The 22,698-nt window shown below is 70.4% G+C and carries 17 protein-coding genes and 1 pseudogene; 12 read left to right on the top strand and 6 right to left on the bottom strand.

Features of this window, described 5'->3' with window-relative positions; translation table 11 throughout:
* The first annotated feature begins 170 nt into the window (after window positions 1-170).
* The 3 genes from ABTZ59_RS03345 to ABTZ59_RS03355 all read left to right on the top strand — a co-directional run bounded on the left by ABTZ59_RS03345 (window position 171) and on the right by ABTZ59_RS03355 (window position 3,771).
* Complete coding sequence (locus ABTZ59_RS03345) at window positions 171-1,028, top strand: helix-turn-helix domain-containing protein (RefSeq protein WP_351389524.1); 858 nt, start codon at window positions 171-173, stop codon at window positions 1,026-1,028.
* Between the two features lie 498 nt (window positions 1,029-1,526).
* Window positions 1,527-1,736 carry a DUF397 domain-containing protein gene (locus ABTZ59_RS03350; protein ID WP_249952061.1) on the top strand — a complete coding sequence of 70 codons (210 nt, stop codon included), beginning with the start codon at window positions 1,527-1,529 and terminating at the stop codon, window positions 1,734-1,736.
* Window positions 1,737-2,178: 442 nt separating this feature from the next.
* A complete protein-coding gene (locus ABTZ59_RS03355; RefSeq protein ID WP_351389529.1) occupies window positions 2,179-3,771 on the top strand; it encodes a sodium:solute symporter family protein in 1,593 nt (530 codons plus the stop codon).
* Window positions 3,772-3,891: 120 nt separating this feature from the next.
* Here the strand turns inward: ABTZ59_RS03355 and ABTZ59_RS03360 are convergent, their stop codons facing one another.
* The 4 genes from ABTZ59_RS03360 to ABTZ59_RS03375 form a co-directional block, all read right to left on the bottom strand.
* Entirely contained in the window at window positions 3,892-5,007 is a 1,116-nt protein-coding gene (locus tag ABTZ59_RS03360) for an ADP-ribosylglycohydrolase family protein (RefSeq protein ID WP_351389533.1), read from the bottom strand.
* A 223-nt stretch (window positions 5,008-5,230) separates the two neighbouring features.
* Window positions 5,231-6,532 (bottom strand): DUF418 domain-containing protein, encoded by a 1,302-nt coding sequence (locus ABTZ59_RS03365; RefSeq protein WP_351389536.1) that lies wholly within the window; start codon window positions 6,530-6,532, stop codon window positions 5,231-5,233.
* 97 nt (window positions 6,533-6,629) lie between these two features.
* The gene (locus tag ABTZ59_RS03370) at window positions 6,630-9,980 is read right to left on the bottom strand and encodes a tetratricopeptide repeat protein (RefSeq protein WP_351389541.1); all 3,351 of its coding nucleotides are present in this window, start codon (window positions 9,978-9,980) and stop codon (window positions 6,630-6,632) included.
* Window positions 9,981-10,158: 178 nt separating this feature from the next.
* A complete protein-coding gene (locus tag ABTZ59_RS03375; RefSeq protein ID WP_351389544.1) occupies window positions 10,159-12,759 on the bottom strand; it encodes a bifunctional FO biosynthesis protein CofGH in 2,601 nt (866 codons plus the stop codon).
* A 341-nt stretch (window positions 12,760-13,100) separates the two neighbouring features.
* On the opposite strand from ABTZ59_RS03375, the gene ABTZ59_RS03380 reads away from it, so the two are divergent.
* The 3 genes from ABTZ59_RS03380 to ABTZ59_RS03390 all read left to right on the top strand — a co-directional run bounded on the left by ABTZ59_RS03380 (window position 13,101) and on the right by ABTZ59_RS03390 (window position 15,460).
* On the top strand, window positions 13,101-13,331 hold the full coding sequence (locus ABTZ59_RS03380; protein ID WP_351389547.1) for a FitA-like ribbon-helix-helix domain-containing protein: 231 nt from the start codon (window positions 13,101-13,103) through the stop codon (window positions 13,329-13,331).
* The gene (locus tag ABTZ59_RS03385) at window positions 13,328-13,747 is read left to right on the top strand and encodes a type II toxin-antitoxin system VapC family toxin (RefSeq protein ID WP_351389551.1); all 420 of its coding nucleotides are present in this window, start codon (window positions 13,328-13,330) and stop codon (window positions 13,745-13,747) included. Before ABTZ59_RS03380 ends, ABTZ59_RS03385 begins: the two co-directional genes overlap by 4 nt.
* A 168-nt stretch (window positions 13,748-13,915) precedes the next feature.
* Window positions 13,916-15,460 carry a CehA/McbA family metallohydrolase gene (locus ABTZ59_RS03390; protein WP_351389558.1) on the top strand — a complete coding sequence of 515 codons (1,545 nt, stop codon included), beginning with the start codon at window positions 13,916-13,918 and terminating at the stop codon, window positions 15,458-15,460.
* Between the two features lie 122 nt (window positions 15,461-15,582).
* Here the strand turns inward: ABTZ59_RS03390 and ABTZ59_RS03395 are convergent, their stop codons facing one another.
* A complete protein-coding gene (locus tag ABTZ59_RS03395) occupies window positions 15,583-16,956 on the bottom strand; it encodes an NsdA family TPR-like regulatory protein (protein WP_351389561.1) in 1,374 nt (457 codons plus the stop codon).
* A 275-nt stretch (window positions 16,957-17,231) separates the two neighbouring features.
* Here ABTZ59_RS03395 and ABTZ59_RS03400 point away from each other — a divergent pair, with 275 nt between their 5' ends.
* The 6 genes and pseudogenes from ABTZ59_RS03400 to ABTZ59_RS03425 all read left to right on the top strand — a co-directional run.
* Window positions 17,232-17,366 (top strand): hypothetical protein, encoded by a 135-nt coding sequence (locus ABTZ59_RS03400; RefSeq protein WP_351389563.1) that lies wholly within the window; start codon window positions 17,232-17,234, stop codon window positions 17,364-17,366.
* A gap of 78 nt (window positions 17,367-17,444) precedes the next feature.
* Window positions 17,445-18,641 carry a TfuA-like protein gene (locus tag ABTZ59_RS03405; protein WP_351389566.1) on the top strand — a complete coding sequence of 399 codons (1,197 nt, stop codon included), beginning with the start codon at window positions 17,445-17,447 and terminating at the stop codon, window positions 18,639-18,641.
* Window positions 18,638-19,789 carry a YcaO-like family protein gene (locus tag ABTZ59_RS03410; protein ID WP_351389570.1) on the top strand — a complete coding sequence of 384 codons (1,152 nt, stop codon included), beginning with the start codon at window positions 18,638-18,640 and terminating at the stop codon, window positions 19,787-19,789. Before ABTZ59_RS03405 ends, ABTZ59_RS03410 begins: the two co-directional genes overlap by 4 nt.
* A complete protein-coding gene (locus ABTZ59_RS03415) occupies window positions 19,782-20,633 on the top strand; it encodes a class I SAM-dependent methyltransferase (protein ID WP_351389575.1) in 852 nt (283 codons plus the stop codon). Before ABTZ59_RS03410 ends, ABTZ59_RS03415 begins: the two co-directional genes overlap by 8 nt.
* 24 nt (window positions 20,634-20,657) lie before the next feature.
* Window positions 20,658-21,662 carry an NAD(P)H-dependent glycerol-3-phosphate dehydrogenase gene (locus ABTZ59_RS03420; protein WP_351389580.1) on the top strand — a complete coding sequence of 335 codons (1,005 nt, stop codon included), beginning with the start codon at window positions 20,658-20,660 and terminating at the stop codon, window positions 21,660-21,662.
* 225 nt (window positions 21,663-21,887) lie between these two features.
* Window positions 21,888-22,037, top strand: a pseudogene (locus ABTZ59_RS03425) (CehA/McbA family metallohydrolase); the annotation flags it as partial.
* A gap of 157 nt (window positions 22,038-22,194) precedes the next feature.
* Here the strand turns inward: ABTZ59_RS03425 and ABTZ59_RS03430 are convergent.
* Window positions 22,195-22,668, bottom strand: coding sequence for a hypothetical protein (locus ABTZ59_RS03430; protein WP_351389582.1), 474 nt, complete (start codon window positions 22,666-22,668; stop codon window positions 22,195-22,197).
* Window positions 22,669-22,698 lie beyond the last annotated feature (30 nt).

Raw genomic sequence — 22,698 nt, forward strand, 5'->3', positions numbered from 1 at the left:
GGGGTGGGTCGGAGTCCGTTCCGGCGCGGGGGCGCTCGCACCGGCGCGCGGGGAACCGCGCAGACCGGTCCATTCGTCTCTGTGGCCATTTTCCAGCGCAGTCACGGCATTTGGTGGCAGTCTGCTGAGCGGTAGATACGTACAGCTACGCAGCCGGAGGTGCAGTTTCCGTGGCGTCCAACGTCAATCCCACCGTCAGGCGACGCCGATTGGGCCAGGAGTTGCGCCGGCTCCGCGAGCTGAAGGGCATGACGGCCGAGGAGGTGGCGGAGCGCCTGCTGGTCTCCCAGTCGAAGATCAGCCGCCTGGAGAACGGCCGCCGTTCCATCAGCCAGCGCGACGTCCGTGACCTGTGCGGAGTGTACGAGGTCGAGGACCAGCGCATCGTGGACTCGCTGATGCAAATGGCCAAGGACTCCCGTCAGCAGGGCTGGTGGCACGCCTTCGGCGACATCCCGTACAGCGTGTACATCGGTCTGGAGACGGACGCGGCGTCCTTGCGGGTGTACGAACCCCAGGTCGTCCCCGGGCTGCTCCAGACCCGGCCGTACGCGGAGGCGCTCATCAACGGCGCGCTGCCCGAATCCCCGGTGCTCGACGTCGAGAAGCGTGTCGGGGTCCGACTGCGACGGCAGGACCGCATCAGCACGCCCGAGGACCCGCTGCGGCTGTGGGCGGTGGTGGACGAGGCGGCGCTGCGCCGTCGGGTCGGCGACCGGCAGCTGATGCGTGAGCAGTTGGAACACCTCGTCGAGCAGTCACAGCTCCCGCATGTGACGGTGCAGGTGCTGCCCTTCGACATGGGCGCGCATCCCGGAATCACCGGGCATTACGCGATTCTTGAATTCCCGGACGCCTCGGACTCCAGTGTGGTCTACATCGAGGGTGTGACGAGCGATCTCTATCTGGAGAAGGCGAATGATGTGCAGCGCTACAGCGTGATGTACGAGCACTTGCGCGCACAGGCCCTGAACGCCGATCAGACCCGGCAGTTCATCGCGGATATCGCCAAGGACTACGCCCGCTAAGGGCTGTCCCGTAATCCCTGGTGGATCAGCGCGCGGCGTCAGATGCGGTGCATCGCAAGGCGGAGGGGCGCTCGCATACTGGACGTATTCGGGCGCTCCGACAACGCGGCGAGGTGCCGTAGCTGTCGTCGCGCGCCCGCCGGGGATTACGGGACAGCCCTTAGCGGACCCCGAGTCCGAGCGGGCTTTCGAGCCGTATACCGGCTGCCGGATCCGGAGGACGACCACCGGCGGCCGGTCGGTGATTGACCGGTGGCCGATCAGCTACCTCAACGGAGCCCGCCACCAAGGCATTTGCGTGAAATGTCGAATACGCCCACTTCCCCGCCCCGAGCCAGGGGAAGGTACACCTCCGCTAACCGGATGCGGAAGACCCCCAGGGGATAAGCCATCAGGACGAGTGAACGCCCGTCCCGCCCATGGAGTGGGGCTAGTAGCGTCGATCATGCCAGCAGGAAGTTGGCGCTATTTCACCCCCATTGCTGAACCGGAGCGAACATGGCAATTCTTCAGGGCGCTACGGACACGTGGATCAAGTCCTCGTACTCCGGCGGAAACGGCGCGTGCGTAGAGGTCAAGTCCCCCGTCGTCCAGGCCATTGCCGTCCGGGATTCGAAGGACCCCGAAGGGCCCTCGATCTCCTTTGTCCCCACCTCATGGAATGCCTTTGTGCAGGAAATGAACAAGGGCGCTTTCGACCTCGGCTGAGGTCATTGGGCGCCCTGCACCCGCACCACGGAAAGAGCCCTCTCGACCGGTCCGCCGTCCTGGCCGAGGGGGCTCGGCCATGCTCGGCGCCGGCTTCCCCGCCCTCTCCGCTTCTTCTTCCGCTCTTCCACGCCCTCGCATTCCCGGCCGCATGGGACCCGCATCCCGTGCGGTCATTTTCGTTGTGGCCGAAGCCTGACGAAGTGCTCGCTCATCGTGTGGGCGTCGTCACGTTCACGACAACGCCCCAACAGGTCAAGAACAAGTAAAATCGTTCGAAGTTCTGACCTGAGTTCACATTTATGACCGGCGGAACCCTTGACCAGCCGCCGCGCCAGGCGGTTCAATCCCCGAAGTCCCCGCTCCCGCACGGGGAACCGGCGACCGGACGAACCGACGAAGAGCACTCGACGTTCATAAGGCGGACCCCTGGAGGGGGCACATGAACAGCCTCGACTGGATCGTGCTCATCGCATACTTCGGTGTGATGGTCGCGATCGGCCTCTGGTCGCACAAGCGCGTGGACAACGTCAGCGACTTCTTCACCGCCGGCGGCAAGATGCCCTGGTGGCTTTCCGGTATCTCGCACCACATGTCCGGTTACAGCGCGGTGATGTTCACGGGATACGCGGGCATCGCCTATGTCTACGGTGTCACCTCATTCGTGACCTGGTCACTCCCGATCGCCATCGGCATCGGGATCGGCGCCAAGCTCTTCGCGCCCCGGCTCAACCGGCTGCGCTCGCGACTCCATGTCGCGTCGCCGCTCGAATACCTCAAGAACCGCTACGACCTGAAGACACAGCAGGCGCTCGCCTGGTCGGGGCTGCTGCTGAAGATCGTGGACGTGGGCGCCAAGTGGGCGGCCATCGCCACCCTGCTCTCCGTCTTCACCGGGATCTCCCTCAACCAGGGCATCCTCATCACCGGTGTCATCACCGGTATCTACTGCACCGTCGGCGGGCTCTGGGCCGACGCCCTCACGGAGCTGGGGCAGTTCATCATCCAGCTCTTCGCCGGTATCGCGATGCTCGTCGCCGTCATGGGCGAGCTGGGCGGCTTCAGCTCCCTGTGGACGGTCTGGGACAAGCTCCCCGAGGGGCACGCCGAACCGACGGCCGGGCCGTACACCGTGACGTTCCTGCTGGCCTTCCTCTTCATCAAGATGTTCGAGTACAACGGCGGCATGTGGAACCAGGCCCAGCGCTACATGGCGACGGCCAACGCCCGTGAGGCGACCCGCTCGGCCCGGCTCTCCGCCGTCCTCTGGCTCGTCTGGCCGCTGGTCCTCTTCTTCCCGATGTGGTGCGCGCCGCTGCTGGTGGAGGCGCAGAAGCCGGACGCCTCCGACTCGTACGCCCTGATGACCGAACAGCTGCTGCCGCACGGTCTGCTGGGCCTGGTCATCGTCGGCTTCTTCTCGCACACCATGGCCATGTGCTCCTCCGACGCCAACGCCATCGCGGCGGTCTTCACCCGGGACATCGCGCCCGTCGTCTCGAAGGCGGCACGCGGCTGGTCGGAGAGGGCGGGGCTGATGGCGGCGCGGCTGTCGACGATCGCGTTCCTGGCCCTGTCGATGGCGATCGCCACACAGGTCAACTCGCCGACGTTCAAGGACATCATCACCGTCGTGATCAAGTGGGTGGCCGGGCTGATGGGCCCGATCGCGATCCCGTTCATGCTCGGTCTGCTCAAGCCGTTCCGCCGGTCGGGACCGACCGCGGCGCTGGTCAGCTGGGCCCTGGGGCTGCTGGCCTTCTGGCTGGTCAACTATCCCGTCAACTGGAGTGTCGACGGCGGTGTGCCCCTCCAGTACCAGGTATCGGTCCCGCTCGCGGTCTCGCTGGTGCTCTACATCGTGATCGGTTTCCTGAAGCCGGAGGAGTCCGAGGAGCGCGATGTGCTGCTGGCCCGGATCAACGGGGAGGGCGGCGGCGACGGTTCCGAACTGACCGCGGCCTCGCTGCGGGTGCCCGCGCCCGCCGAGCCGGGTGACGCGAAGACGACGGACAGGAAGGGCTCGGACGGCTGAGGAGCCCGGGGGGGCCGCCGTGCGGCGGGCAGGGGCGTACGTACGCGAGTACGTGACGTTTCTGCCCGCCGCACCGTCGCGTCAGGACCTCGCGTCAGGACCTCACGTCAGGCCCTCGCGTCAGCCGCGCGGATAGCGGATGAGCCAGCCCGAGGCCGCGGTGCCCGGGCTGTGCAGCGCCGGGCCCTGGGTCATCTCCATCGCGAAGTCGTCGGCGATCTCCAGCAGGGTCGGCCGGCCCTCCAACTCCGCCAGCCACGCGGGCGGCAGCGCCGTCTCGCCGTGGAGCGCGCCGAGCAGCGCGCCGCAGAGCGTGCCGGTCGCCGCCGACGGGCCGTCGTGGCTGACGGCCAGGCGCAGCCCCTGGCGGATGTCCTCGGCCACCAGAGCGCAGTAGACGGCGACGGCGAGCGCCGACTCCGCGGTACGTCCCTCGCCGAGCGCGGCGATCCGTTCCGGGCCCGGGATCCCCTGCCGTACGGCGCCGAGCGCCTGCTGAAGGGCGTCCGCGACCGGCTGGTGCCCCGGGCGCGGGGTGAGCTGGGCGAGGGCGCGCTGCACGCCCGCGTCCAGCGTCTCGCCGCGTGCCAGGGCGTGCACGATCACCGCGAAGGCGCCCGCCGACAGATACGCCCCCGGGGAGCCGTGCGTCTGTACGGCGCACTCCACGGCGAGCTGGCACACCAACTGCGGCTCCCAGCCCACGAGCAGCCCGAACGGCGCGGACCGTACGACGGCGCCCGAGTCGCGCGCGATGGTGTTCTTGGGCTTGTCCAGTGTGCCCATGATGGTGTCGCCGAGCCCGGTGAGACAGGAGATGGTCGGGTCGCGGCGCGCGTACAGCCACTCCTCCTGGGCGAGCCAGCCGCCGTCCTTACGACGCAGATCCGGCCCCCAGTCCCGCTGGGTCGCCGCCCAGCGCAGATGCGCGCGGTGCACATCGGTCGGCGGATGCCAGGCGCCGGTGTCCCTGCGGACCTGGGCGCGGATCAGCCCGTCGACGGTGAACAGGGTCAGCTGCGTCGCCGCGCCGACCGCGCCGCGGCGGCCGAAGGCGGGCACGAAGTCGTTCACGGCGCCCTCCCCATGGGCGGCCCTGATCTCGTCGAGGGTGAGCGCGGAGACCCCGGTGCCGAGCGCGTCCCCGATGGCACCGCCGAGCAGACAGCCCCGCACCCGGCTGCGGAAATCCTGCTGCTCCGCACGGCCCCAGATGGCTCCGGACGGTGTGCTCACGCGCCACTCCCTCCCCTGTGCCTCCGAGCGATCGCACAAACTGCGCAGCACTGTAATCGACCGGGAACAGCGGGTTGAGGGCGCGCTTCGCGCTGTCTGGCGCGGGGCGGGGCGGTATGGGCGGCGGACGCCCGGCAGGTCGGTTTTGGGCGGCCGGGACGGGTGCGAAGGTTTCGTGACGGTTACGCGGCGCCCGTCGTGCGGTGCTGTCCGGAGGCCGGGGTCATGCGGACGCCGGGCCGTGGCCCGGACTCTCGCCCGGCCGTATGGCGGGCCGCATGGCGGGCCACTCCAGATGGGTGGCGGCGCGCAGCAGCCATTCGACCGGCCCCATCCGGAACCGCCGCATCCACCAGGCGCTCCACCCCACTTGTACGGAGTAGATGGCGACCGCGATGACGAGGACCACCGCGTACGGCACCCGGCCGATGAGCCCGAGGCCGATCCCCGTGAAGATCAGTACGCAGAGCAGCGACTGGCTCAGATAGTTGGTCAGCGCCATCCGTCCCGGCCGGGCGAGCACCTCGGCCAGCCGGGCGCCGCGCGCGGTCCTGAACACGCGCAGGAGCGTGGCGACATACGCGGCGGTGAGGAACGGCGCGCTCACGAGGTGCGCGGCGTTGGCGAAGAGGTTGTCGTGCCCGCCGAGGGTGTAGAACAGCGATCCCGCCAGCCCGACCGGGAAGCCGATGAGCTGGATGAGCCTCAGTTTTCCCTCCTGGGCGGCGGGGTCGGCGAGGACGCGTCGCTTGCCCGCGGCCAGCCCCACCAGGAAGGCCGAGAACGCCAGCGGCCCCTGGAAGAGCAGGATCAGCGGGAACGACGTCCCCAGCGAGGAGATCCGTTCGCCGATGACCGACCCGAGACCGCCGCGCATCGCCTCGGTGCCCGCCCTGCCGTCGGCGAGCATCCTGGCCTGTTCGGCGGCGGTGGGGGTCGCGGAGGCACCGTCGATGACCATCACGAGGACGGCCACGGTCAGGAACAGCAGCGCGATCGTGCCGGTGATGATCCCGGCCACCCATAGCGCGCGGCGCGGCGAGATGCCGCGCACCAGGAAGAGCAGCAGACCGAGCACGGCGTAGGTGACGAGGATGTCGCCGTAGAACAGCAGGACCGCGTTGGCGACACCTATCAGGAACAGCCCCCCGAGCCGACGCAGAAAGCGGGGGCGGAAGGTGAGCCCGCGCGCGGCGGCGGAGTTGATCTGGAGGGTGAAGCTGTAACCGAAGAGAAAGGCGAAGAGGAGATAGAACTTCGACTCGAAGACGAACCGGACGACGTTCTGGGCGACATCGTCGTGCCAGGCGAGCCGGGCCGGATCGGGCACGTCCAGCAGGGTGTAACCGCTGGCGAAGAACGGGATGTTGACCATCAGGATGCCGAAGAGCGCGAAGCCGCGCAGCGCGTCGACATCCGCCAGCCGCGCGGTCGCGGACCTGCCCGGAACGGCGGCGGTGTCGGCGGCCTCGGCGGCGGTGTCGGCGGCCTCGGTGGGGGGATCGGTGGGGGACGGTGGCGTCATACCGTACGACGGTACGGTCGGCCGCCGGGGCGCCGCATCCGACCAAAGTAGATCCCCGGGATCCTTCTGTCTCTCACGGAGCGTGCTCCGCTCCGGCTCACGCCCAGCGGGCGGCGAACGCGTCGCGCGCGGCGATCCCCCGGGCGACGCGGGGGCGGAGGCGGGCGGTGTCGACACCGGGGGCGCGCAGCAGTTCTTCGAGGTGGCCGACCAGGTTCGCGAGGTCGTCCCATTCGGCTTCCATGGCGAGCAGCGCGGCGAGCGAGGCGTCCAGCGCCTCCCAGTCCCCGCGTACGGCCGCGCTCAGCATGGCCACGTAGGCGGGCATCTCGGACGAGGGGTCCGCGGTCTCCGCCAGCCGTCGTGCCAGCTCCCGCCACGCCGGGTCGCCGGCGGCCGCGCCCTCGCTCCCAGTCACCGTCAAGGCCCGCTGGAGGGCGCCGTACAGCGGCACGTCGACGCTGTACCGCTCGGCCGCCGCACGTGCCGCGGCCCACTGCCCGGTCCTGCGCAGCGCCTCGCAGCGATCGGCCAGGTCCTCGATGTCGGCGTCGGCCAACTCGGCCAGCAGACGGAGCGCTTCCTCGGGTCTGCCGAGGTTCAGGCTCACGCTCACCGCCTTGCGCCTGGCATGGTCCGCGGTGGCGTCCAGGGCGACGCACCTTCCCAGATCGGCCAGCGCCTGCTCGGGACGGCCCACGGCCAACCTCGTCCCCGCTCGCCAGTAGTACGCCCACGCGTAGTCCGGATCGATCTCCAGGACCCGGTCCAGATCCGCGAGGGCGTGCCCGTAGCGGCGACGGGCGTGGTGGGACCTGCCGCGCAGCGCGAGCGCCCAGGTGTCGGGCCCTTCGGCCAGCACCTCGGTGAGATCGGCGATGGCCTCTTCGTGCAGTCCGGCGCGCCGCCGCGCCTCTCCCCGCTCCAGCCGGATCCACCGCAGGCGCGGCTCGGCCTCGACGGCACGGTCCAGGTCGGTCAGCCCGCCCGCGGCGTCGTCCAGTTCCTGACGCAGCCGGGCACGGTGCACCAACGCCCAGGCATAGTCGGGGTCCGAGGCGATCGCACGGTCCAGATCGGCGCGCGCCTGCGTCTGCTCGCCCAGCAGATGGCGGACGGCCCCTCGGCCCGCGCGGGCCGAGATATGACCTGCGTCGATGGCCAGGGCCCGGGTCAGCTCCCGTTCCGCCTCCTCGTTCCGGTCGGTGAGCCGGTACGCCTCGCCGCGCTCGGAGGCGATCCAGGCGCTGTCCGGCGCCAGTTCGACCGCTCGGTCGAGATCCGCGAAGGACCGGTCGGACTCCCCGATGTCGCGCAGCACGCGGGCCCGCCGGGCCAGCGCCCACAGATACTCGACGTCCAGCTCCAGGGCGCGGTCGAGATCGGCCAGCGCGGCGGAGTGCCGTCCCAGTCCGTGCTGGGCGACGCCCCGGCAGGCCAGGGCGTACGCGTTGGTCGGGTCGAGCGCGAGGGCACGGTCCAGCAGTTCGACGGCTTCCTCGCGCCTGCCGGCCAGTCGCAGCGTCTCCCCGTACTCGTCGAGGATCCACGGGGTGTCCGGGGCCAGTTCGTCGGCCCGGCGCAGATCGGCCAGGGCCCTCACCGGATCGCCGTTCAACTGATGGGCCTGACCGCGGCCGTAGTGCGTCGTGGGCTCGTCCGGATCGAGCGCGAGCGACCGGTCGTATTCGGCCAGTGCCTGTGCGTACTCGCCCGCGCCCCGCAGTTCCCGCCCCCGTACGGTGTGCGCCGCCGCGCGCCCCCGGGTGTCCAGACCGTTCCCGTCGAGCAGCAGCCCGAGGGCCGCCCGTATCCCCTCTTCCTCGTCGTCGAGCGCGGCCGTCAGCCGCCGCCCCCAGTCACGGGCCACCGCGTCATCGGTGTCCTCGCCGGCCTCGGCCAGCACCTGTGCGGCGCGGCGGGCCGCCGCCTGGCTCTCCCGGCATCCCTCGACCACGTCCCGCAGCGCCTCGGCGAGCGCGGCGCGCGGACCGGCGCACAGCGCGTGGTACGTCTCCTCGAAGCGCTGCGCGCGCCACTGCGCGCTCTCCCACACCTCGTCGGCGCGCAGACCCGCTTCCGTCTCCTCGCGCCAGCGGGCGAAACATCCGGCGAGCGCCGCGTGCCGCTCGCTCCAGCCGCGCGGCGAACGGGTGCGCTGCAAGCGCAGCATGGGGGCGCGGACCACCCCGTGGTACGCGACGCCCGTGTCCTTGCGGGTGACGAAGGGCAGGGCGCGCAGCCAGTCGTAGAGCCCCGCCGCGTCCTCCGGCGCCGCCGCCCGGAAGATGTCCTCGTCCAGCCGGCGGGGCAGGGCACAGGCGAGGGCCGCGGCTCTGCGTACCGGGTCCTGCTCCCATTTGAGGAAGCGTTCGACGGCGGTGGCGCTGGGGTCACCCACGTCGGCGCGGTCGGCCGGCTGGTTCTCGGCGAGGGTGGAGACCAGGACGGGCAGACCGCCGGAGAGCCGCAGCACCTCCTCGACCACGGTTTCGTCCGTGACGTCCTTGGCCGTGAGCAGTTGGCGCGCCTCGTGCTCCGTGAAGGGTTCGAGCCGCTGGTCGGTCATGAAGTCCGCGAAGCCGCCCCAGCGCGCGGCGTCGAACGGGCGCTGCCCCGCGAGGGTGACAATGACCTGGGCGGGCAGCGCGCCGTACCGTTCCGTCGTCATCAGGTCGCGCAGCCACGCGTCCAGAAAGGGCGCGGTGCGTTCGTACGTGTCGAAGAAGAGCGCGATCCAGGGGACGCGTCGGGCGACCTCGGCCAGCTCGGTGACGAGTACGGGGGTGAGCACCCGGTCCGGCGCCAGCACGAGCTGTACGTCCTCCTGGTCGCGGAAGCGCGCGCTCAGCGTGGCCCGCAACCGGTCGGCCCCCGCCGCGAGTTGTGCGGTGTCGAGCGCTCCGGCGAAGGCCCCGACGACCGGCACCATGCCGAGCCCGATGACGCCCGCCGTCACCGCGGCCGTGCTCGCGGCCGACGGCTGGGGCGGCTGCCGCGGTCCCACGGACTGCGGGAACTGCGGGAACTGCTGCGACTGCGGCGACTGCGGCTCCGTCTGATCGACGAGCGCGACCGACGAGGACTCCGCCTCGTGCCGCCGCTGCCGGTAGGTCGCGAGCAGCCGGTCCAACTGCTTCAGTGGCTGCCCTTGTCCGGCGAGCTGTTCGCCGAGCACGGCCATCGCCTCGGGGACACTGCTCACGGACTCGTCGATGTAGCAGGTCAGGGCCCCGCGTTCGCGCGCGGTCTGTTCCAGCTCCCGTACCAGGAACGTCTTTCCCACCCCCGCGTTGCCGTGGATGTGGAAGAGAAAGCGATGCCGGTCGTCGTCCGGCGGGACGTCGAAGTTGGCGCGGAAAGCGCCCAGCTCGTCACGGCGCCCGACGAACCGCGCCCTGCGACGCCGCCTGATCAGCTCGGCCATCGACACCTGTGCTCGCGCCACGCGCCCCTCCACGTCCCCCGACGAAGGGCCCCGTACGACCCGGCCACCCAGTCTGGCAGGAGCGACAGCGGTTCGGCATGGTAAGGGCGTTGACCGCGACAAGCTCGACGCAGGGCGACAAGCTCGACGAGGGAGACGCAGGGCGCCGCCGGGCGCCGCAGGGCGACAAGTACGTCGCTCAGCCGTCCTCGCCGCGTACGGGCAGCAGGGGCAGCAGCTCCGGCAGCTGCCCGTCCGACGCCGCCGCCGTCCGTACCCGCTCCTCCGGGACCTCGCCGTACAGCGTCGTACGCGGCTTCGCCGGACGGCCCGCCGCGTCCGCGATGGCGATGAGGTCCTTGACCGAGCGGTACGAGCCGTAACTGGACCCGGCCATCCGGGAGATGGTCTCCTCCATCAGCGTGCCGCCCAGATCGTTCGCACCGGAACGGAGCATCTCCGCAGCGCCCTCCGTGCCCAGCTTCACCCAGCTCGTCTGGATATTGGTGATGTGGGGGTGCAGGAGGAGCCTGGCCATCGCCATGACCGCCCGGTTGTCGCGGTCCGTCGGGCCGGGGCGTGCGATACCGGCCAGATAGACCGGCGCGTTGGTGTGGATGAAGGGGAGCGTCACGAACTCCGTGAAGCCGCCGGTCTCCTGCTGGATCCGGGCGAGCGTACGGAAGTGGCCGAGCCAGTGGCGCGGCTGGTCGACATGGCCGTACATCATCGTGGAACTGGACCGGATACCCAGTTCATGCGCGGTCTTGACGACCTCGATCCACGTCGCCGTCGGCAGCTTGCCCTTGGTGAGGATCCAGCGCACCTCGTCGTCCAGGATCTCCGCCGCCGTGCCCGGGATCGAGTCGAGCCCGGCCTCCTTCGCGGCCGTCAGCCACTCGCGGATCGACAGGCCGGTGCGCGAGGCGCCGTTGACGACCTCCATCGGGGAGAAGGCGTGGATGTGCATACCGGGGACGCGTTCCTTCACGGCTCGCGCGATGTCGAAGTACGCCGTGCCGGGGAGGTCCGGGTGGATTCCGCCCTGCATGCAGACCTCGGTGGCCCCGACCTCCCACGCCTGCTGCGCGCGGTCGGCGACCTGGTCCAGGGAGAGGGTGTACGCGTCGGCGTCCGTGCGGCGCTGCGCGAAGGCGCAGAAGCGGCAGCCGGTGTAGCAGACATTGGTGAAGTTGATATTGCGCGTGACGATGTACGTGACATCGTCGCCGACCACGTCCGCGCGCAGCTCGTCGGCGATGCGGGTCAGCGCGTCGAGCGCCGGGCCGTCCGCGTGGAGGAGCGCGAGCGCCTGGTCGTCGGTGAGCTTCTCCGGGTCGTCGGCGGCCTGGGCCAGGGCCGACCGTACGTCCGTGTCGATACGGGAGGGCACCATGCCGGGGGCCGCGGCCTCGCGCAGCGCCTCCCAGTCGCCGTACACCTCGTCGAAGTCGTCGCGCCGGTCGGTGGTGCGGCCGTCGGTGTCGATCGTGCGGTGCAGATCCGTACGGCCGGTGGCGGTGAAACCCTCGTCGGGCTCCTGCCAGGGCAGCCCGGCCGGCCGCGTGTCGTCGCGGGCGAGGCCCGTCTCCGGATCGGCCAGCGCCCGTACGTGCGGCATCAGCCGCGGGTCGAGCCAGGGCTCGCCGCGCGCCACGAACTCCGGGTAGATGGTGAGCCGCTCGCGCAGCGCGAAGCCGGACTCGGCGGTACGCGCGGCCAGTTCGTCGATGTGCGGCCAGGGGCGTTCCGGGTTGACATGGTCGGGGGTGAGGGGCGAGACGCCGCCCCAGTCGTCGATGCCCGCGCCGATGAGCAGCGCGTACTCAGCGTCCACGAGATTGGGCGGGGCCTGGATACGGGCGGCGGGGCCGAGAACATGCCGGGTCACGGCGATGGCCGCCGCCAGCTCCTCCAGCTCGGCGTCCGGCATCCCGCGCATCGCGGTGTCCGGCTTGGCCCGGAAGTTCTGGACGATGACTTCCTGGATGCCGTGGTACGCCCGCTGGACGCGCCGGAGCTCGAAGAGGGCGTCGGCGCGCTCCTCGTACGACTCCCCGATCCCGATCAGCACGCCGGTGGTGAACGGGACGTTGGAGCGGCCCGCGTCCTCCAGTACGCGCAGTCGTACGGCGGGCTCCTTGTCGGGCGAGCCGTGGTGCGGGCCGCCGGGCTCGGACCACAGCCGGGTGGCGGTGGTCTCCAGCATCATGCCCATGCTGGGCGCGACGGGCTTGAGCCGCTGGAGATCGGTCCAGGACAGGACGCCCGGGTTGAGATGGGGCAGCAGCCCGGTCTCCTCCAGGACGCGGATCGCCATGGCGCGGACATACGCGAGGGTGTCGTCGTACCCCTCGGCCGCCAGCCACTCCCGGGCCTCGGGCCACCGGTCCTCCGGCTTGTCGCCGAGCGTGAACAGCGCTTCCTTGCAGCCGAGCGCGGCGCCCTGACGCGCGATCTCCAGGACCTCGTCCGGGGAGAGGAACATGCCGTGCCCGGCGCGGCGCAGCTTGCCGGGCACGGTGACGAAGGTGCAGTAGTGGCACTTGTCCCGGCACAGCCGCGTGAGCGGGATGAAAACCTTGCGGGAGTACGTGATGACGCCCGACCGGCCGGCCGCCGCCAGCCCCGCGTCCCGCACCCGCGCGGCGGAGGCGGCGAGATCGGTGAGGTCGTCGCGGCGCGCCTGGAGCAGCACGGCGGCCTCGGCGACATCCAGCGCGACCCCGTCCCGCGCCCGCTTGAGCGCACGCCGCATGGCGTTGGCGGTGGGGGCCACCGTCCCTCCGGTGGGTGCCACCGCACCTCCGGTGGGGGCCACCGCACCTCCGGTGGGGGCCACCGCACCTCCGGTGGGGGCCGGTTGTCCGGGGTGTGCCGGTTGCTCTGGCTGTGCCGGTTGTCCGGGGTGTGCCGGTCGTACGGTCCGCTCTCCGGCGGGTCGGGGGGTCGTCGGTCGTCCTGTTCCGGATTCCTCAGGCACGCGGATCGTCATCCTCCGAGAATACGTTCGGTCGGGCGCCCCACCAGGGGACGGGGGACGCGGGTCATGGGTGGCAGCCCGGGGCGAGGGCCGAACGGGCGGGCCGGGCCACCCAAGGAATGCCTGCATTTTGCCTGCACGGATGCTACATTGCAGTCATGACTGCTCTCACCATCCGGGACGTCCCGGAAAGCGCCCTCGCCATACTGAAAATCCGTGCCGCCCAAGCCGGAAAGTCGCTCCAGGCCTACACACTGGACCTCCTCGTCGCCACGGCCGCCAGCCCCACACTCGCCGAGATCACCGCCCGCGCCGAAGCGGAGGCGAGTACGACGCTGACCATCACGGACGTACGGGAAGCGATCGACGACGCGCGGGCGGCGCGGTGATCGTCGTCGATTGCTCCGCGCTCGTCTTCTTCCTGACCGACGACGGCCCCACCGGGCGCCGGGTACGGAAACGTGTCGTCGAGGAGGACCGCCTCGCCGCACCTCATCTGATCGACTACGAAGTCATGTCCGCCCTGCTCGGCCTGGCCCGCGGTCGGCGCGGAGGAGCGCCCAAACTGAGCGAAAGGCCACTCCGCAAGGCCATGGCGACGTTCCGGGAGCTGCCGATCGACCGGCACGAGACCTTGATCCTCTGGGAGCGTGTCAAAACTCTGTCGGCGAACCAGTCCGCGTACGACGCCCAGTACGTCGCCCTCGCCGAGGCCCTCGGAGTACCACTGATCACGAGCGACGCCAGGATCGAGCGCAGCGGCGCGGCGCGCTGCGAGATCGAGGTCTTCGAGGCGCGGGCCTGATCCCGTTTCGGTCGTGAGAGGCCGCGCGCATGTCCCGGCCGTGTTTCGGCCACCTGCCGACACCCTTCCCTTGCCTCCTGGTTCACGGCTCAATACCAGAGTTCGAACACACGAATCGGGTGGTCGCCGTGACCACTTGTCCCTCTCGGCACCCTGGGAGCCGCCGGCATGTGTAAGGACCACGCAGAGACCCACGACAGCGCGATCGCCCGACGAGGCCTTCTGGTGACGGGAGCCGCCGCCGCGCTTACGTTGAGCACCGTGAGCTTCGCGAGCGCCGCGTCGGCCGCCGAAAACGGCGGCGGACAGACCGGCGACCAGACCAGAACCGTCCGCGGCACGCTGCCGCCCGGCTCCCCCGACTTCGTCCACCTGCCCGTCGAAGTACCGCGCGGCGTCCGCGAGATACACGTCGCCTACACCTACGAGCGCCCCGCCATGCCGGCCGGCACCCAGGGCAACGCCCTCGACATCGGCATCTTCGACGAGCGCGGCACCCGGCTCGGCGGCAAGGGCTTCCGCGGCTGGTCCGGCGGCGCCCGCACCGAGTTCTTCCTGCGCGCCGACGCGGCCACCCCCGGCTACCTCCCGGGCCCGGTGAACGCGGGCACCTGGTACATCGCGCTCGGCCCGTACACCGTCGCCCCGCAGGGCCTGGCGTACGAGGTGACGATCACGCTGCGGTTCGGCGCCCCGGGCGAGACCCCGAAGCCCGTGTACCCGCCGGAGCGCGCCAAGGGGCGTGGCCGGGCCTGGTACCGCGGCGACTGCCACATCCACTCCATCCACTCCGACGGCAGGCGGACGCCCGCCGAGATCGCCGCGCTCGCCAGGAACGCGGGCCTCGACTTCATCAACACCAGCGAGCACAACACGCATTCCGCGCACAGCGCCTGGGACGGCCTGTGGGGTGACGACCTGCTGATCCTCACCGGCGAGGAGATCACCACGCGCAACGGGCACGTCGTGGCGCTGGGCATGGACGGCGGTACGTTCATCGACTGGCGCTACCGCGCCCGCGACAACCGCTTCGGCCACTACGCCCGCGAGGTCCGCCGCGCCGGCGGCCTGGTCGTCCCCGCCCACCCGCACGCCACCTGCATCGGCTGCAACTGGAAGTTCGGCTTCGCCGACGCCGACGCGGTGGAGGTGTGGAACGGCCCCTACACGGTCGACGACGAGGTCTCCCTCGCGGACTGGGACAGCACCCTGGTCTCCGCGGCCCGTTCGGGACAGCCCTGGACCCCCGCGATGGGCAGCAGCGACGCCCACCGCGACCCCGACCCCATCGGCACCCCGCAGACCGTCGTCCTGGCCGACGACCTCACCCGCGACGCCATCCTCGCCGGTATCCGCGCGGGCCACAGCTACATCGCCGAGTCGTCGTCGCTCTCCCTGACCTTCGGCGCGGCGGGCGGCCGTGGCGGCCACGCGGGCATCGGCGACCGGCTGCGCGTCCGCGACGACGAACCGGTGACGGTACGCCTGGAGGTCACCGGCGCCCCCGGATGCACCGCCCACCTCGTCACCGACCAGGGCACCCTGCACACCACCACGCTCCCGGAATCCGGCACCGGCACGGTGGAATGGCGCACCACCGCCACGTACGCCACCTACGTACGCGCGGAGGTACGCCACGCCCCGAAGACCCCGGGCCTGCCGGGCGCACTCGCGGCGTTCACGAACCCGGTGTTCCTCGGCACGACGGAATAGGAGCCGGTCCTTGTGGGACGGCCGACTCGGCTGACGCCGCCTTGGTGGGGGTAGGGGGATCGGCGGGGACGGCCGTCAGCCGGGTGACCGGGCTGGCGAAGGCGCCGACGGTGAAGGGCACCTTAGGCTTCGTAGCTTTCCAGGAAGCCCCGCACGATGGGGGTCTCATGCACGGCGAGCTTATTTTTGAGTCCCGTGAGAAGTCTGGTTCCGCGAGCGGAGGCGACGGTACCGAGGGTCCGTACTGCCTGGTCGGCGGTGTGTACGGCGGCGTCGATGTCTCCGAGCGCGAGATGCGCGTCGGCTTCGCGGGTGAGGCGTAGAGCGGCTGTGCGCGGCGGGGGCTGGTCGTGTGTGCCGGTCTGGTGGGCGTTGGTGATGGCGGCGTGGTGGGTGAGGGCGCGGCGGGGGTCGCGGAGGTCGAGGGCGTTGGTGGCGGCCCAGCCGTGGAGTTCGTCGTGGTTGATCCAGTACACGCATGCGGGTTCATCGTCCGGTGGGCCGGCGCGTTCGTAGGTGTCGAACATGGCGTGTTCGGCCCGCTGGCTGGCCAGGATGTTTCCGGCGCGCGCGTGGGCGCGGGAGGCACGTGCGTGGAGCACGGCGGTCATCCTGGGCGAGTCGGTTCGGGCAGCGTGGCGGTGGGCGGCGTCCACGAGTTGGAGCGCGCCTTCGGGGTCGCCTGTGCTGTAGCGGAGCATGGCCCAGAAGCCGAGGGTGTTGGCGGTGATGACGGGGTCGGCCGCGCTCCCGGCGGAGCGCAGGGCGGCCAGGTAGTGGCGTTGGGCCTGTGCGGGGTGGCCGGAGTCGACGGCGCACCAGCCTGAGATACGTGATGCTTCGGCGGCGGCGGCGAACAGGCGGCGGCCGGTGGTGGCGCTGTAGGAGGTGTTCTGGAGGGTGTGGGTGATCATCCGGCGTTCGGCGCAGGCGAGGGCGTAGGTCTGGCCGGATCCGATCTGATCGTCCAGGTGTCTGAGGGTGGCGAGGCGGTCCTCGATGAGGCGGGGGGTGTGGTCGTTGATCAGGGGGCGCCGGTGGGAGGTGAGAACGGCGGTCGCCGGTGAGGCGGCGGCCCAGTTCGCCAGTAGGGCAGCCAGTGTGCCGCCGGTGATCACGAATTCCCTGCGTTCCATGTCGGCGGACCCTCCTACGAGTTCCAGTGCCTGGACGGTTCCGGATGGTGTCCATGGGGAGGCGAGCAGCGCACGGTCGTCTCTGAGCGCGAGCCGTAACCAGTGCGGCCAGCCCAGCGCGTGGGCCTGGTCGAGGGGGACGCCGAGCATGTCGGCCATGGCGATGGTGGCGCGGCGGTCCGGTCGGCTACGGCCCTTCTTCCAACGGGAGATCTTCTCCGGGCGGCACGCCATGGTCCCGAGGCCGAGACGCTGGTGGTGGGCCGCCAGGCGGCGGGCGAACGTGTTGCCGTCGCAGCGTTCCTGATCGAACACCGACTGGAGGAGGCCCCCGGCCCCGTCGTCCACGGCTGCGGCCACGCGCGGTCCTCCCCCTTTATTGCGGGCGGGCTACGTGATGCGCACCCGCTGTTCCCAGTGTCCTGCCCCTCCCGTGGCGCCGGTCAACGTGCCTGCGCGAGAAGGCAGTCGGAGGCAGTCAGGCGCAACCGGAGGCAGGCGGGAGGCCGTTCCCCCGACCCGTCTCCCCGGCTGACGATGTGTGACGCACGGCAAGCCGTGCCGTTCGCTGAGCCGAGTGCCGTGCGCCCCGCCGGGCGTTTTTCGCGCCCGCTACACCTCAGGAGGGATGAGAGATGGAGATCTCGAAGTCGCAGGCGGCTGCCCAGAGCAGCGCCCAGGAGGGCGAGAAGGACGTCATGGAGGTGATCGAGCCATCCGCGGTCGTTCGGTCCGAGGACGTCGAGCAGGAAGAGTGCTACACGTTCTGACCCGCTGATGGGGGGCGAGGGGGTGCTGTGCAGCCATCGGCGCGGGGCACCCCCTCGTGCTCAGATCCAAAGGAGAGGGTGCGGTTGATCTACGTATACACCGGGCCGACGCTCAGCCCGGACGACCCTGTACTGTCCGATCCCCGGTTCGCCCCACGGCCCCCCATCCGGCACGGTGACCTGTTCGACACCGGTATCGCCGCAGCGGACACCGTGGTCATCATCGACGGCGTCTACCACCACACGCCCGCCGTCCGGCACAAAGAGATCATCTGGGCTCTCGGCAGGGGCGTACGCGTCGTCGGCGCCGCGAGCATCGGCGCGCTGCGCGCGGCTGAGCTGGCTCCGTGCGGAATGGTCGGTGTCGGCGAGATCTACGACGCCTACGCCGCCGGAACGATCGAAGGTGACGATGAAGTCGCCGTCGGGCAGTCGACCAATGCCGACATGCGCTCGGTGACCTGGCCCCTGGTCAATCTCCGCCACGTGCTGAAACTCGCAGCGGCAGCCGGAGTCATCACAGCGGACGCGTCCGCGCAGGTTCTCGGGGAACTGCGGGGTGTCTACTACCCGCACCGGTCACTGACGGCCGTCCTGGTCATCAGCCGACGGCACGGAGCCGAGGAGTTCGCCCGGTGGCTCACCGCGCGCCTGGCTGAGGACCGGCACTTCGGCGATCTCAAACGGGCCGATGCCCTGCGGGCGCTGAAGACCGCACTGTCCCTCGCCGGCACGCCCGCGTCGCCGCCGTCCACGCTGGTTTGGCGGACCCGCCATTTCCGAGCGTGGGCCAACATGTTCGCCGTGCAGACGGTCGAGGGCGTCCACCTGGCGACACGTCACCGGATCACCTATCAGCAGCTGTTCGACCCGCAGTTCAAAGGGCTGTGGTGGGACTACCTCAGCACGGCCGCGGCCGGCGCGGCGGGTCTGCCCCGCTCTCTGGCCTGCGCGGTGATCCGTCCGGAGACAGACCTGACGGACCAGGACACGGTGGCCCGGCTGCTGGCGCGCGAGACATCGGCCGACCGGGCCGCCGTCGCCCGGTACGTCGCGCTCAACGAGGAGACGGCCCGATCGCACCAAGGCTTCTTCCCGGACGCGATCAAGAACAGCGTGGCCCGCCGGATCCTCGCCTCACTCTGGTCCACGCAGACGGATGACGCCCTGGAGGTCGAGTCCTGGGCCCGTGGATTCCAGGGCAACCGCGATGCGGTCGACGCGGTCAAGGTCTTCGTACTGGGGTTTTTACGCGATCAGGAGGTCGGACGGTGAGCCGGATTGTCCTCGACGGCACGGTGCGCACCATGACCCCGGGGGAAACGTGGCGGGCTCTGGAACCGGAGCTGGAACGCCTCGGTATCTCCCGCGTGGCGTGCCTCACCGATCTCGACCACCTCGGTATCCCGGTATGGACGGCGATCCGCCCGCACGCGCATACCCTCGTCACCTCCCAGGGCAAAGGCGCCAGCGACGAGCTCGCCAAGATCTCGGCCGTGCTGGAGAGCGCGGAACTGTGGCACGCAGAGCAGCCCCCGGCGACAACACCGGTACGCGGCTCCTACCGCGCCCTCGAACCGCCCTACCCGATGGCTCTCCTGCCGGTGAAGCTCGATCACGAAAGCCTCAAGGACATCGAACTGCACTGGGTACTGGGGACAGGCCTGATCAGCGGTCAGGACATCCCGGTCCCCGCCGGCCTGGTCCGGCGCCGCACACGGCGCGATGTATCGCAGCCGGACCCCTTCCATGTCACGAGCAACGGTCTGGCCTGTGGAAACACTCTGGAGGAAGCGATCCTGCACGGGCTGTTCGAGGTCGTCGAGCGGGACGTTCTGCACCGCGACTACGCGAGCGGAGGACGCCGCCGCACCCTGGTCGACCTGCGGAGCGTGGACGACCCGTACTGCCGGGATCTGATCAGCCGGTTCCAGGCCGCCGGCATGTTCCTGGAGATCGCACTCGTGGACAGTGACCACCAGATCCCCGTGTGCGCGGCCTACGTCTGGTCGGAGGACTATCCGATCCTCTTCGCCGGATCCGGATGCCACCGCGATCCGCATATCGCGCTCTCCAGAGCCCTCACCGAAGCCGCACAGTCCCGGCTGACCTGCATCGCCGGCACCCGCGACGACCTAGACTCCCACGAGAACGCCTTCGCCGCCCGCCCTCCGTCCCCGGAACCGGCCTGGCCGGGCACCACCGACTGGAACACCCTCGTCACCCACTACGCGGCGGCCGAGCCGGACTTCGCCCGGGAAACGGCGTCAGTGGCCGCCCAGATCGCCTCCGTCACCGGACATGAGCCGATCGCCGTCACCCTGCACCAGTCCGACGCCTACGCCGGAGCGAAGGTCATCAGCCCCGGGCTGGAAATGCGCATCATCCGCTCCATCCCCCGCCCAGGCAACCACCATGGGTGAGAGCCGCCGGAGCCACCGGAGCCACCAGACCCCGACCGAGCAGCAGCTCGCAGCCGTATACGACGCCTTCCACGCGGCCAGAGCCAAGACCACCCTGGTCGCACGGCTCTATGCCGAAGCCATGGGCGACGCTTACCCCCATGAGCTGGAAGCCTCCAGCTCATGCGACTGGCCCCTGCTCGGAACCACGATCAGCCGACTGCGGCTGCAACCCGGCCAACGGCTCGTCGACCTGGGATGCGGCACCGGGGGCGCAGGGCTGTGGCTGGCCCGCGCACTGTCCGTGCACCTGGTCGGCATCGACATCTCACCGACGGCGATCACCCTGGCCACCCGACGAACTCCCGCATTCGTACCGCCCGGACAGGCCAGCTTCCGCGTAGCAACCATAGAGGCCACCGGCCTACCCGACGAGCGGGCCGACGGCATCGTCTGCATCGACGCCCTGGGATTCGCCCCCGACCGGATGGGCGCGCTCAGGGAGATGCGCCGGGTGCTGCGCCCCGGCGGCCGGGCTGTCCTCACCTCCGGTGGCCGCCACGCAAACCCCGCGGCACCGCCCTGGTCGCGGCGAGCCGCGGCGGCCGACCTGGAGCTGGAGTCGGAGGAAGAGCGACCGGACGAACCGGCGATGTGGCGTCGCCTCTACCAGCTGTGGACCGGACACGAAGCGGACCTGCGCCGCGACCTCGGCGACCAGCAGGCCGAAAGCATGCTCACCGAGGCCCGCACACATGCGCCGGCACTCGGAAATCGACGCTCCGTCACCGTTACGCTGAGGCGGCCCAGTATTGAGGACGCAGCCTCAAGCGCCACGGCACGACAGAGCCGTTCCGGGGCATGAAACGAAAGGTAGGTACACCGGCCGATGCCGACTCGTGTGGCCGTCTACGGGGCCGGATCCTGGGGCACCGCTTTCTCCATGATTCTCGCCGACGCCGGGTGTGAAGTGTCGCTGTGGGGGCGGCGTGCCGAACTCGTCGACGCCATCAACAGCACCCGCAGCAATCCCGACTATCTGCCCGGCGTAACCCTCCCGAGCGGGATCACGGCGACGGCCGACGCGGCACAGGCCGCCAAGAACGCTGACTTCGCTGTCCTCAGCGTCACCGCGCAGACCCTGCGGGCCAACCTGACGACCTGGGCCCCCCTCCTCGCGCACGACACCGTCCTCGTCTCCCTGATGAAAGGCGTCGAGCTCAGCACGGCCTCGCTGATGAGCGAAGTCATCGCCGACGTCACAGGCGCCGGGCCAGAGCGGATCGCGGTCGTCACCGGCCCCAACCTCGCAGGCGAGATCATCCGCCGACAGCCCGCCGCCAGCGTCGTGGCATGCGCGGACATGAACGTCGCCGAAAGGCTCCAAGCCGCCTGTCACACCCCGTACTTCCGCCCGTACACCACCACCGACGTCATCGGCTGCGAACTCGGCGGCGCGGTCAAGAACGTCATCGCCCTGGCCGTAGGCATCGCCGACGGCCACGGCCTCGGCAAGAACACTCAGGCCGCACTGATCACCCGGGGCCTGGCCGAAACCACCCGCCTCGCCCAGGCAATGGGCGCCGGCCCGCAGACCCTCGCCGGGCTCGCCGGAATGGGCGACCTCGTCGCCACCTGCTCCTCACCCCTGTCCCGCAACCACACCTTCGGCGCCAACCTCGGCCGCGGCCTCACCCTCGCCGAAACCGCCGCGGTCACCAAGCAGACGGCCGAAGGCGTCACCTCCTGCCGGTCCGTCCTCGACCTCGCACGACGCCACGGCGTCGACATGCCGCTGACCGAGACCGTCGTCGGCATCGTCCACGGCGGCACGCCACTACAGCAGGCCATCAAGGAACTCATGTCACGCTCAGCGAAACCCGAGCTTCACTGAGCCCCACGCGCGGCCTACCGGGACAGCGGTACGAGCACAGGGCCTGCCTGGCTCACCGCGGGGCGCGATCTGGCCGATGCGCAGAACTGGCTGATCACCTTCACCACCGACCACCTCGCACGGGGCTTGATGGTGGACAGGCAGGCTGTCGCGATGCCGAGCGGGGCGTTCACCCGCGCCGTCGAGATCTGGCTCGCGATCGTGGGAACCGCGCATCTGCGGGCCCGCGACCCCGACCTCATCGGCACCCCGCAGACCGTCGTCCTGGCCGACGACCTCACCCGCGACGCCATCCTCGCCGGTATCCGCGCGGGCCACAGCTACATCGCCGAGTCCTCCTCGGTCTCCCTGACCTTCGGCGCGGCGGGCGGCCGAAGGTCCGCCACGCCCCGAAGACCCCGGGCCTCCCGGGCGCGCTCACGGCGTTCACCAACCCGGTGTTCCTCGGAGAGTGACGACAGCCCGAACGGGATGCCCGGCCGACACCCACCAGGAACAGGTGTCGGCCGGGCCCCTGCCGGGGTAAAGGGCTTTACCGGGTCGCGCCGTCGGGCCACAGGACGGTGACGGGTACACCTACGCGTGCCGCGTACGCCACGACATCGGCGGTGCCCCCGAATCCCCGGGCCGGCAGGCCGTCCCAAACGGCGAGTACGACGTCGGAGAGGCCGACAAGGATCTCGCTTCCCGCCTGATGTGCCGCCGAGGTGGATTCGGTCATTCCCGTGTCGTGAATATCGGAGGCACTGGAGAACAACGAGTCGTATTCGGCGTGATGCCAGTCGGGCAGGTCCCGGCGATACCACGCCGCCGGGATGACGACCTCGACGCGCCCACCGGCGTCGAGGACCGCTTGAGCCCACCACGTGTCCGGGCCGTCGGCGATACAGCTGATCGCGACGAGGTCGCGTACGTCGAGCGTGGCGATCTGTTCGGCGAGCATGGCTTTTACTTGCCGCTCGATCGCCTTGGACAGGCCGCGATGTCCGGTGATGCCCACGCGCATGGTGCACCCCTACAGGTAAGCGGCGTGTGG

This window comes from Streptomyces sp. NPDC094034 (genome assembly GCF_040303865.1).
GTDB lineage: Bacteria > Actinomycetota > Actinomycetes > Streptomycetales > Streptomycetaceae > Streptomyces.